13 protein-coding genes and 1 pseudogene are annotated in these 10,749 nt (G+C 56.2%); 7 read left to right on the plus strand and 7 right to left on the minus strand.

The genetic code is table 11. The annotated features are described in order from the left end of the window. Positions 1-89 precede the first annotated feature (89 nt). Positions 90-539, plus strand: a pseudogene (locus tag ACR0AM_RS20980) (IS6 family transposase); the annotation flags it as partial. On the opposite strand, the gene ACR0AM_RS20985 reads toward ACR0AM_RS20980, so the two are convergent. After that, the gene (locus ACR0AM_RS20985; RefSeq protein WP_480623927.1) at positions 485-892 is read right to left on the minus strand and encodes a hypothetical protein; all 408 of its coding nucleotides are present in this window, start codon (positions 890-892) and stop codon (positions 485-487) included. The pseudogene ACR0AM_RS20980 and the gene ACR0AM_RS20985 overlap by 55 nt on opposite strands. A 500-nt stretch (positions 893-1,392) precedes the next feature. Further along, complete coding sequence (locus tag ACR0AM_RS20990; protein WP_480623928.1) at positions 1,393-1,986, minus strand: HD domain-containing protein; 594 nt, start codon at positions 1,984-1,986, stop codon at positions 1,393-1,395. Positions 1,987-2,192: 206 nt separating this feature from the next. On the opposite strand from ACR0AM_RS20990, the gene ACR0AM_RS20995 reads away from it, so the two are divergent. From ACR0AM_RS20995 to ACR0AM_RS21010, 4 genes are all read left to right on the plus strand, one after another. After that, positions 2,193-2,507: a hypothetical protein gene (locus ACR0AM_RS20995; RefSeq protein ID WP_267366315.1), complete on the plus strand. Its 315-nt coding sequence runs from the start codon at positions 2,193-2,195 to the stop codon at positions 2,505-2,507. A gap of 102 nt (positions 2,508-2,609) precedes the next feature. Continuing rightward, positions 2,610-3,998 carry an adenosylhomocysteinase gene (ahcY, locus tag ACR0AM_RS21000; RefSeq protein ID WP_480623929.1) on the plus strand — a complete coding sequence of 463 codons (1,389 nt, stop codon included), beginning with the start codon at positions 2,610-2,612 and terminating at the stop codon, positions 3,996-3,998. Between the two features lie 13 nt (positions 3,999-4,011). Continuing rightward, complete coding sequence (locus tag ACR0AM_RS21005) at positions 4,012-4,761, plus strand: extensin-like domain-containing protein (RefSeq protein ID WP_480623930.1); 750 nt, start codon at positions 4,012-4,014, stop codon at positions 4,759-4,761. Positions 4,762-4,898: 137 nt separating this feature from the next. Further along, complete coding sequence (locus ACR0AM_RS21010; protein ID WP_480496375.1) at positions 4,899-5,240, plus strand: DUF2853 family protein; 342 nt, start codon at positions 4,899-4,901, stop codon at positions 5,238-5,240. Between the two features lie 219 nt (positions 5,241-5,459). Here ACR0AM_RS21010 and ACR0AM_RS21015 read toward each other — a convergent pair whose 3' ends face one another. The 5 genes from ACR0AM_RS21015 to tsaD all read right to left on the minus strand — a co-directional run bounded on the left by ACR0AM_RS21015 (position 5,460) and on the right by tsaD (position 9,665). Continuing rightward, a complete protein-coding gene (locus ACR0AM_RS21015; protein WP_480623931.1) occupies positions 5,460-6,755 on the minus strand; it encodes a hypothetical protein in 1,296 nt (431 codons plus the stop codon). A gap of 160 nt (positions 6,756-6,915) precedes the next feature. Next, positions 6,916-7,338, minus strand: coding sequence for an EVE domain-containing protein (locus ACR0AM_RS21020; protein ID WP_480474453.1), 423 nt, complete (start codon positions 7,336-7,338; stop codon positions 6,916-6,918). Continuing rightward, on the minus strand, positions 7,338-7,607 hold the full coding sequence (locus ACR0AM_RS21025; RefSeq protein WP_480482615.1) for a YciI family protein: 270 nt from the start codon (positions 7,605-7,607) through the stop codon (positions 7,338-7,340). Before ACR0AM_RS21025 ends, ACR0AM_RS21020 begins: the two co-directional genes overlap by 1 nt. 1 nt (position 7,608) lies before the next feature. Next, positions 7,609-8,571 carry an NAD(P)H-dependent glycerol-3-phosphate dehydrogenase gene (locus ACR0AM_RS21030; RefSeq protein WP_480623932.1) on the minus strand — a complete coding sequence of 321 codons (963 nt, stop codon included), beginning with the start codon at positions 8,569-8,571 and terminating at the stop codon, positions 7,609-7,611. Next, positions 8,568-9,665, minus strand: coding sequence for a tRNA (adenosine(37)-N6)-threonylcarbamoyltransferase complex transferase subunit TsaD (gene tsaD / locus ACR0AM_RS21035; RefSeq protein WP_480623933.1), 1,098 nt, complete (start codon positions 9,663-9,665; stop codon positions 8,568-8,570). Before tsaD ends, ACR0AM_RS21030 begins: the two co-directional genes overlap by 4 nt. Before the next feature lie 98 nt (positions 9,666-9,763). Between tsaD and ACR0AM_RS21040 the strand changes: the two genes are divergently transcribed. Further along, entirely contained in the window at positions 9,764-10,477 is a 714-nt protein-coding gene (locus tag ACR0AM_RS21040) for a uroporphyrinogen-III synthase (protein WP_480474456.1), read from the plus strand. A gap of 54 nt (positions 10,478-10,531) precedes the next feature. Next, the coding region (locus ACR0AM_RS21045) for a hypothetical protein (protein WP_480623934.1) at positions 10,532-10,749 on the plus strand (218 nt) is incomplete at its 3' end.

The raw sequence follows: 10,749 nt of genomic DNA on the forward strand, positions 1-10,749 counted from the left end.
ATGAAGCGCCAGTTGGATGACTTCGGAAAGAACCTTGCAGGTGGTCGATACCAGAATAAAATCACCGAGAGCTGCTGCTCAATTAAAGAACTTATATCAAAGTTAAAGGCGCTTGGGTCTGTCTCTATCGGGCTGTGGACAAACACGGAAAGACGCTTGATTTCATGCTTTCAAGGCGGCGAAACGAGCCTGCAGCCACAAAGTTCTTCGCCAGGATGCTGGAGGTCAATGGATTGCCGAAGAAGATTGTGATCGACAAAAGCGGAGCCAACACCGCAGGTATCAAGGCCATCAACAAAATGCTCAAAGGCTTTGGCTGCCCGATCCCAATCGAGATGGTGAGGCGAAAGTATCTCAATTACATCGTGGAACAAGATCACCGTTTCATCAAAAGACGAACACGCCCGATGCTCGGCTTCAAATCGTTCACCTGTGCATCTTCGACGTTAGAAGGCATCGAAGTCGCGAACATGATCCGAAAGGGTCAAGTCATACCAGGACTCTGTCCATTTCGCCAGTTCGCCGAATTGGCCGCCTGACCTGCTGCATTGGTGAGTTCGCCTAGCCCAGCAAAAATTTCGCAACAGAACCACACGGACCCGAAAAAAAGCGTGGCACTTTTTGCAAACAATTGATGGATTTCGTCGGGGTATTTTAGCTTTTCTCCGTCAAGACGCGCGGCCTTCTGCGTAACGATGTTGCCTGAAATTGTTGAAACAGGACCAAAATACGGACGTCCACCTTCATAGATCCACACGAATCTCACAATACTGCGATCCGCTTTGTCATAGAAATGCGCAGGCCATTCTTCCCATTTCATTGCGCTTGGCGGTTCGACTTCACCGGTGTCAACAGATACGTTGGACGTCAAGAGTTCCATAGCATCCAGCACTGGCACTTGCCCGCTTTCGAACGTTTGCGTGGCACCAATGTGAGAAAGCCGCTTGTTCCCGCTCGGAAATCATACGAAAGTGAGTTTAACTTCAATATGTTCTTGTTTTGCAGCGATATGAAACTCGTACTACTCAAAATCCATCGAGCCTCCCATCAGAATCGGAAATAAACGCTGGAACAGTCTCTCACCTAGATTGTGATCTATTCTGAAGCCTTGCTTGCGTAGTTCTCGGCGCACTTCGTTTGTCGTCATGCCAGTGCAAATCTTGCGCCGACATGGTTCTGCAACCGTGTCACTGAATGCGTGGTTGGAAAGCAAAGCGCAAAAAATGGCGCACAGCACAGTTAAGCGAGTCATGCACGTAAGGCTAAAACCGGAGTATTATTGCGTAATGATGTGGATCAATCTGCCAGAAGCCAAAAAATATTTGGTTCGCCCGCAATCGACCAATGGGGGCCGCTTCGGGCTCAGAGCCGTCATTGGGCGAAATTGGTAATCTAGAGAAGATTTATCAACACTTCGTGCCGTGCCATATACGCCCGCCGCACCTCAATGGGAGGGCGCAAGGAAATCTCCAATCCCTCCATCACCGCTTTATCCGGGCGACCAAAGAACTTCGTCGCCTCCGCCTCGGAGAAGCCCGCAATCTGCGTCGCCTCCATCCAGGCACTGATTTTGTCGGCCTTTTTGATCTGCCGTTTCACCGTTTTCGGCACTGCAGCGGGCAGGCCAAAGCGGATGTGGATCGCCGCCGCCAACCGGTCATCCAGCGCGCCGTAACCGGGGCCCACGGCAGATTTGACCGGCGAAATCATGTCGCCGATCACGTATTCCGGCGCATCATGTAACAGGGCTGCCAGCCGCCATTTGACGGGTGTCTTGGGCGCAATTCTTCCGAAGAGTTCCTCAACCAACAGGGAATGCTCGGCCACGGAATAGGCGAAATCGCCGCGTGTCTGCCCGTTCCAGCGCGCCACAAAAGCAAGCCCATGGGCGATATCTTCTATCTCGATATCCACCGGGGTCGGGTCCAGCAGGTCCAGCCGACGCCCCGATAACATGCGCTGCCATGCCCTGGGTTGTGTTGCCATTTTGCTATGCCTCGCCTGACCGGACGCGATTGCGCCATATTTTTGTGCTATGATGTACCTGTCTGGATCACTTGCTGCCAACAGTTTCTTGAGCATTTGTGCTTTGAAACGGCGCGCCATGATCCCGACATCAAAACCGAGGGGGGCACATGCTTCTCCCGGTGTGCTCCTCTCGACCGTGAAACGCGAAACGATAGGAGTTTGTCATGTTCAAGCGTTTATTCGCCATTGCCCTGACCTTTGGAATGGCCGCGACCGCCCCGCCAGCTTTTGCCCGAAGTTGCGCAGATCGCGACGATATTGTCACCAAATTGCAGGAAAACTACGCCGAGGAATTGGCCTTCGGCGGTTTGCAAAAGACGCGCGACGCGCAATCTGTGATGGAGGTCTGGGCCTCGAAGGAAACGGGCAGTTATACCGTTTTGGTAACCAATGCGAACGGGATCAGTTGTATTGTTGCCGTTGGCACCGATTTTTTTGAAGCGATACCAAAGATAAAAATCGAAGGCACGCCAAGCTGAAAGCGGCCACCAGGCTTCCGGTATTAGTCTTCAAAGTTGCCACCTGCCCCAAGGAATGTTAGGGGCAGCCGGGACTGTGATTTACCGAAAATGGAGCGCCTGATGGCCGTGGACTATATCGTTAAAGACATTTCGCTGGCCGGGTTCGGCCGCAAGGAATTGGACATTGCCGAAACCGAGATGCCGGGGCTGATGTCCCTGCGTGCGGAATATGGGGAAAGCAAGCCTCTGACAGGTGCGCGTATCGTTGGGTCGCTGCACATGACCATCCAGACCGGCGTTCTGATTGAAACGCTGGTTGCGCTGGGTGCGGATGTGCGCTGGGCGTCGTGCAACATCTTCTCGACTCAGGACCATGCCGCCGCCGCGATTGCCGAGGCGGGCATTCCCGTCTTCGCCATCAAGGGTCAGACGCTGGAAGAGCATTGGGATTATCTGGATAAATCCTTCCTGTTCGAAGACGGTCCGAACATGATTCTCGACGATGGTGGCGACGCGACCCTGTACATCCTGCTGGGTGCACGTGCGGAAGCGGGCGAAGACATCATCCCTGTTCCGGGTTCGGAAGAGGAAGAGGTGATCAAGAAGCAGATCGCCAAGCGCATGGCGGCAAGCCCCGGCTGGTTCACCAAGATGCGCGACCAGATCCAAGGCGTGTCCGAGGAAACCACTACCGGCGTGAACCGCCTGTATCAGCTGGTGAAAGACGGCCACCTGCCGTTCCCGGCGATCAACGTGAATGACTCGGTCACAAAGTCGAAATTCGACAATAAATACGGCTGTAAGGAATCGCTGGTTGACGGTATTCGCCGCGCCACCGACACAATGATGGCCGGTAAGGTTGCCGTGGTTTGCGGCTATGGCGACGTCGGCAAGGGCTCAGCCGCCAGCTTGCGTGGCGCGGGTGCGCGCGTGAAGGTGACCGAAGTTGACCCGATCTGCGCGCTGCAGGCTGCGATGGATGGGTTCGAAGTAACCCTGCTGGAAGACGAAGTTGCCAGCGCGGATATCTTCATCACCACCACCGGCAACAAGGACGTGATCCGCATCGAGCATATGCGCGAGATGAAGGACATGGCCATCGTCGGCAATATCGGGCACTTCGACAACGAGATTCAGGTGGCCAGCCTGAAGAACCACAAGTGGACCAATATCAAGGAGCAGGTGGACATGATCGAGATGCCTTCGGGCAACCGTCTGATCCTGCTGTCTGAAGGCCGCCTTCTCAATCTTGGCAACGCCACAGGTCACCCGTCTTTTGTAATGTCGGCCTCGTTCACCAACCAGGTTCTGGCACAGATCGAGCTGTTCACCAAAGGTGATCAGTACGAGAACAAGGTCTACATCCTGCCCAAGCATCTGGACGAAAAAGTAGCCCGCCTGCATCTGGATCGCATCGGCGTGAAGCTGACGAAGATGGATGCGGATCAGGCCGCGTACATCGGTGTCAAACCAGAAGGTCCATACAAGCCGGAACACTACCGCTACTGATTGTCGTCTGACGATGACACAGAATAACGGACGCCGCCGGTTTCTTTACTCGGCGGCGTTCTTTGTTTTCAGGGTTCTGGTTGTGGCGATCGTGCTGGGTGGCGGTGGCTGGGTGCTGCTGGCGCATCCAAAGACACCGGTGCCATCTCACTGGAACCCATTGCATGACCTTAAAGTCAGCGCGCCGGTCACGCCGGTCACCAGGTATCAACTGAACCGGGCCTTGGCGGATGAAACCCAGTGTCGGGCTACATTGACCGAAGCAGGCGTTCACTTCGAGGCGATGGAGGATCTGGCCATTGATCAGAACTGTGGCATTGCCGCACGGGGTCTACTGACCCGGCTGGCCACTTCGCACATCGAAGTCGTTGAAACCAGTTGCGCCACAACATTGCGGCTGACGATGTGGGAACACCATGTCGTTCAGCCGGCCGCGTACGAACTGCTTGGAACCGGCATTGCCCGATTGCGCCATGTCGGAAGCTACAATTGCAGACGCATGCGCACCCTGAAGGGTGAAAACAACGGATGGAGCAGCCATGCCCGTGCGGACTCGATCGATATCATCGGTGTGGAGACGACCGATGGCCGCGTGCTGACCTTGTTAAATGACTGGCAGGGCTCCGGACCCGAACCCGCATTCCTGCGGCAAATCTGGCGGGGCGCGTGCGACTGGTTTCGTGTGGTTCTTGGCCCGGACTTCAATCGCTTGCACGCGGATCATTTTCACCTGCAAGGTTCTGGTTGGGGGTATTGCAGATAGGTCTTGCATCCCGTGCATTCCAGCCCTCGTTAAGGGGGAGGAAACGCAATATTTTATCCTTTTGGGCTGACCTGTGACACGTCTAGTCTCGGCTATCGGTGATTGGTGCCGGATTAACGGATAAAGGAGATTGGGACATGGGCAAGCGCGACGAGTTGATAGCCAAATACGCTGAAGATCTGAAAAACAAATGTGGGATGAACCCTGATATGGACCTGCTGACCAAGGTCACAATCGGTTGCGGCCCGGCAATTTATGACGCAGATGCGGCAACTGTTGCAGCCAGCCAGGCGCCCGAGTTGGAAACCGTCAAGAACAACTTCCTGATCAAGAAACTGGGCCTGTCAGATGGTCCCGAGCTGATGGCAGCGATCAACAAAGCCATGGAAACTTATGGTATGTCCGAGCGCAACAAATACCGCGCCGTGGTCTATTACATGCTGACCAAGCATTTCGGGAAAGAAGCCGTTTACGGCTGATCTTACCGCGCAATCCTGAAACGCCTGCCGTCTTTCCGGCAGGCGTTTCGTATTTGAGTTGTTTTTTAAGGACTTGGCGTTTGAAACGCTGCGCGCGGTTGGGCTAAGGTCAATCCGTGACCAGGACGGTCAGAACCAGACATTTCCATACGCGTGTGGTGAGTAGGGAGCACGCGGGGGTAGGGAAGGTTCTGTATCGTCAGAGCCTTCCCTCATTACTCATCGGAACTCTTTAAGAATACGCGCGATGAGGTTTTCTGCGTTGTCAGGTTGAACGGTTGAATTGTCGTCCGCATTTCCGCCGATGCCTTCCAGATAAACCTCGATCCGCCCCGGGCGCGTCTTGCTGCCCGAGCTTGTGAAGTCCCGTGCAATACCCCCCAGTGCATCGGCGGCCATCGCGGCGTTTTCGGCGTCATCGGGGTGATAAAACCGGACCTGGGTTTCTCTGACCCGGTATCCCACCCGAGCTGTTGCCACCACTGTTGCCTGACCTCGGACAAGCAGTTCCAACGCCCGGTTGCTGGTCTCTTGCGAAACTCTCGACGGTACAAAAAGCGAGACCTCAAGATCAATGATCGGCGTCACAAGAAGCGGTTTCACCTCGGCGTAGGGCGGGTTGGCGGGTGTGTCGATCTCTTGCGGAATGGGATCATTGGTTATCTGTGATATCTGCGATAATCCGCCCTTGTTCAGCGGATTGGGATTGCGAAGTCGTGGATCATACAAGGCAGGAATCGCGGCTTGAATGTCTGAGGCGGTCGCGGCGGCCAACGTGGGTTCCATCCGGGCAGGAATGAAAATCTTGGGCGGTGTTAAGGAAATCTCCGGCTTCTCCGTTACCGCTTCGGGATTCGGGCCGGTTGCAAACTCGCTTTCCGGCATGACAGTGTTTTCCAGTTCCTGGGAAAGGGTTGCACTGGATTGATCCAAAACAACCGGATCGACTGACTCGCTATTTGGCTTGTCCAAGGGTTCGCTGACGTCAGCGGGTATTGAGAGAGGCTCAGGCTCAGGGGGCCCTGAAACCAACAGATCCTCTGGTATAGGGGCGTCTTTCGGGTCCGGCAGGCTGGTGGCTGCGGCCTCAGGCGGTTCTTCGGGGGCCAGAAAGGTTTCAGAAAGCGCATTCAGAACGGCCTGATCTTCTGCGTCTGCGGTTGGCCAGTCATCTAAAAGATTTGCAATGACCCATTGCAAGGCGGCCCCGCACAAAAGGGCAACCAGTACTAACGCGACCCGAGTTTTCCGTTTTTTTCTGACGCGTGGCTTGTCCAGATTTAGCGAGCGGACCCGTTCGGAAACGATCTGCTCAGTATCTGTATCGTCCGGTGGGGGCAGAACGTCCGATTGCGCAGAGGTCGAAGCAGGTTCTTTCAGCGCCTCTTCTTGCGCCCCCGCAAGCACCGACGCGCGCTTCTCCCGCGCCTCTTTGAGGCGCGCTTCCCAGGTTCTCGTGCTTTTCGCAGCAACGGTGTTATCGAGTGTCCCGTTGCCGTTTTCAGTGTCAGACACGGGGTTCAAACTTTCAAAACATATCGAATTTATCCGAACAACACCAAGCGGTTACGACCAGAGCAATTATAACCTTCAGGTCCCTACCCGGCGTAGCCCTTGGAAACATAACACCTTGCCGGGCGTTTGAGAAGTTTTGCACCTTGTACAGGACGGCAGGTCAATCCGGCTGCGTTTCACCCAAGGCGCATATCGCCTTCCATTGATCGTCAGTTACCGGCTGCACCGATAAACGAGAGTTTTTCACCAACACCATTTCGGCAAGCCGTTCGTCGGCCTTGATCTGGTCCAGTGTCACGGGTTTGGAAAAGGACCGGACGGCCTTGATATCCACGCATTCCCAGCGCTCATCATCGGTGGAATTGTCGGGATGTGCCTCGGCGCATACTTCGACAATACCAACAACTGACTTGTCCTTTTGAGAGTGGTAGAAGAACCCCCAATCCCCAATGGCCATCTGACGCATGAAATTGCGCGCCTGATAGTTGCGCACACCGTCCCATTCCTCGCCCTTATCCCCCTTGGCCATTTGCTGTTCCCAGCTCCAGGTCGAAGGTTCGGACTTGAATAGCCAATATGCCATCAGCCGATCACCTTTTTCCAGGGAATCAGTTCAACCGACTGGAACAATCCAGCCTTCGCATAGGGGTCATTATCTGCCCAGTTTTGCGCAGCAGCTAGATCTTCGACGTCGAGCACAACCAGCGAACCGATCATGGCGTCGCCATCCAGCAGCGGCCCTGCCTGCGATACAACACCCGTTTCTTCGATATAGGCCAGATGGGCCGCGCGATTGTCCAACCGGGTTTGCAGTGCCCCGGCTTTGTCACGGGCGATGAGTGCGATCAGCATGTTATTCCTCCTTGAGTGGGCGATTGAGCAGGTTTTGGATGGCCTCGGTCACACTGTAGGCACCATGGCTCAGATCCGCCACCGTTGTACTGATGGGCATGTCCAGCCCTTCCTTCACGGCAATCTCTGACATGGCGCGCGCGGTGGCGACGCCTTCGACAGTAGTATGTTGGTCAAATGGTTGGTTCAGGCCCAAACTAAGACCAAAACGGTAGTTTCGGGACAGCTCTGAGGAACAGGTCAACACCAGATCTCCAAGCCCGGACAAGCCCATCAGGGTGTCAGGGCGCGCGCCACGCAGGGCGGCAAAGCGCTGCATTTCCGCAAAACCGCGAGTCATCAACGCGGCACGGGCGCTGTCCCCCAGCCCCGCGCCGATTGCTGCGCCGCAACCGATGGCCATGATGTTCTTCAGCGCCCCGCCAAGTTCAGCACCTATTGTGTCAGTGGTCCGATAGAGGCGCAGGTTCGCAGTGGCCAGCTCGGTCTGCAATGTTTTGCCAAGATTCGTATCACCGCAAGCCAGCGTTAACGCAGTGGGCAAACCGCGCGCTATGTCATCAGCAAAACTGGGTCCTGTCAGCAAAGCGATCGGGGCATCGGGGACAACATCCCTGATGACCGCAACGGGCCCGAGGCCAGAATCCAACTCTATCCCCTTACAGCAAGCGACCAGTGTCTTGCCGTGCAGCACCGGGGCGTGATCCTGCAAGGCGCTGCGCAATTGCTGCATGGGAACGGCCAAAAGCAGAATGTCAGCTTTCGACGCCTCCGCGATATTTGCGGTAACGGCGATGTTCGTGCGTAAGGAAACACCAGGCAGCCTGGTGGAGTTTTCGCGCGTCTCATGCATCTGCCGCGCCTGATCGGCGTTTCTGGACCACAGCGTTACTGGCCCGTTGCCTGATAGCGAGATTGCCAAAGCGGTACCAAACGCGCCGGATCCCAGGACAGATACGTTCATGCCTTGGCCCCTTTCTTACCGCTGCCCAGCATTGCCGGGCTGCGTTGATCCAGCGGCCAGCGGGGGCGGGCAGTCAGGTCCAGACCGTCGCGCGCGCCGGTGCGAAAGCGTTCAAGGCCCGCATAGGCAATCATCGCGGCATTGTCTGTGCACAAAGCCAGCGGAGGTGCCGTAAACCGGGCACTTTGCTGCGCGCAAACAGACTCTAACGCTGCCCGAATTGCCGAGTTTGCAGCCACCCCACCTGCAACCGCGACAACGGGATCAGCAGGGTTGTGATCAAGATACAGATCAATCGCGCGGCGGGTTTTCTCGGCCAATGTGTCCACTATGGCCTGCTGGAATCCTGCGCACAGATCAGCTCGGTCCTGACGGGTCAGCCCACCCTTGTCGGCCACGATTTGGTCGCGCATCCGCATAAGCGCCGTCTTAAGGCCCGAAAAAGACAAGTCACAGCCGGGCCGGTCCAGTAGTGGCCTGGGAAAGCGGAACCGCTGGGGATTGCCATCACGGGCCTCAGCCTCGACAGACGGGCCGCCGGGTTGCGACAGGCCCAGCAGGCGAGCGGTCTTGTCAAAGGCTTCCCCAGGTGCGTCGTCGATTGTACCGCCCAGGCGGGTAAACTGCTCGGGGCTATGGGCGATCAGGTATTGGCAATGGCCGCCCGACACCAGAAGCATGAGGTAAGGGAAGGCGATGCCGTCCGTCAGGCGGGGTGTCAGGGCGTGACCGGCAAGATGATTGACGCCAATCAGCGGCAAGCCCGTGGCGGCGCTTAGCCCTTTGGCGCACATGACACCGGACATGACCCCTCCGATCAGACCGGGCCCGGCGGTGACGGCAATAGCGTCCATGTCGCGCAGCGACAGACCGGCGGCCTCCAGTGCCTGCATGACACAGACATCCAGCTTTTCGGCATGCGCACGGGCCGCAATCTCGGGCACGACACCGCCAAAGGCGCTGTGCAGATCGGTTTGACCGTGCACCACAGAAGACAGGATCTCGGCTTTGGCACCTTCGGTCTGGCGCACGACAGCTGCGGCTGTGTCGTCACAGCTGCTTTCCAAACCCAATACGGTAAGTGTTTGCACCATCACCCTGATCCGTTGCATCATGTATATACGGCGGGGTATCACCCTGCGCGGATGCAAACAATCCTGAAGGGTCAAGGCGCCACACGTTGTTTTTGTTGATGACCCGCCCTCGCTCCGCCTCGGAAAGGTTTGTCGAGCAGTTGCCAACCCGCGTCAGATCTCGGGTACAGGCCCTCTATTCGCCGATCATGGAAATCCGGCCACTGCCAGTTGCGGTGGATACCAAAGGTGTAAAAGGATTGATCTTTACATCGGCCAATGCGGTAAATGCGGCGGTTTCGAAAGGTGTTGACCGCACTCTGCCGGCCTATTGCGTGGGGCCCGCAACAACCGGTACCGCGAAAGGGTATGGGTGGCAGGCCAAGATGGTCGGAACCACGGCAGAAGAATTGGTTGGGCATCTGCTCAAGCATCGGCCCAAAAGCCCGCTTTTGCACCTGCGGGGTGAACATACACGGGGTAATATCGCTGGCCGCCTGACCGAATCTGGTCTGACCGTTCGGGAACAGCCAGTCTATCAGCAGCGGTTGTTGCCGCTAACACCCGAGGCCACCGAGGCCGCCGAAGGAAATCTGCCGATAATTGCTCCGCTTTTCTCGCCGCGCACGGCGCGACATTTTGCCGATATCTGGGCCGGATCAGCCCCCCTTTGGCTGGTTGCGATCAGCCAGGCTACGGCTGATCCCCTTTATTCTTTGGACTATGAGCACCTGAAGATTGCAAAACATCCGACACCGAAGAAAATGCGTAAAGCTGTTAAAAAGCTTGTGAAACATGTGTTGCGGGTTGAGGGTGGCGAGGTCCCCGATTAACTTAACCTGGGCTGTTATTCATCTGAATTTGGATTCGATAAGGGGAATATTGCGGTGGCTGGTAAGAAGAAATCCGATCAAAAGCCGGTGGAACCCCTCCTAGCAGATGATGCAGTTGAAACTGATCTGCGGCAGGAAGATACGCCTGTTGACCCGGCTGAACCTGTAGAAGAAGTCCTGTCCGAAGCCGAAGCCGAAGCCGAAGCCGAAGCCGAAGCCGAAGCCGAAGCCGAAGCCGAAGCCGAAGCCGAAGCCGAAGCCGAAGCCGAAGC

It is taken from the genome of Ruegeria sp. AD9 (assembly GCF_056542305.1).

Coding starts and splice junctions, on each gene's coding strand:
- ACR0AM_RS20990 (WP_480623928.1), bottom strand. CDS start 1,986: ATGGCAACACAACCCAGGGCATGGCAGCGCATGTTATCGGGGCGTCGG.
- ACR0AM_RS20995 (WP_267366315.1), top strand. CDS start 2,193: ATGTTCAAGCGTTTATTCGCCATTGCCCTGACCTTTGGAATGGCCGCG.
- ahcY (WP_480623929.1), top strand. CDS start 2,610: ATGGCCGTGGACTATATCGTTAAAGACATTTCGCTGGCCGGGTTCGGC.
- ACR0AM_RS21005 (WP_480623930.1), top strand. CDS start 4,012: ATGACACAGAATAACGGACGCCGCCGGTTTCTTTACTCGGCGGCGTTC.
- ACR0AM_RS21010 (WP_480496375.1), top strand. CDS start 4,899: ATGGGCAAGCGCGACGAGTTGATAGCCAAATACGCTGAAGATCTGAAA.
- ACR0AM_RS21020 (WP_480474453.1), bottom strand. CDS start 7,338: ATGGCATATTGGCTATTCAAGTCCGAACCTTCGACCTGGAGCTGGGAA.
- ACR0AM_RS21025 (WP_480482615.1), bottom strand. CDS start 7,607: ATGCTGATCGCACTCATCGCCCGTGACAAAGCCGGGGCACTGCAAACC.
- ACR0AM_RS21030 (WP_480623932.1), bottom strand. CDS start 8,571: ATGAACGTATCTGTCCTGGGATCCGGCGCGTTTGGTACCGCTTTGGCA.
- tsaD (WP_480623933.1), bottom strand. CDS start 9,665: ATGGTGCAAACACTTACCGTATTGGGTTTGGAAAGCAGCTGTGACGAC.
- ACR0AM_RS21040 (WP_480474456.1), top strand. CDS start 9,764: ATGACCCGCCCTCGCTCCGCCTCGGAAAGGTTTGTCGAGCAGTTGCCA.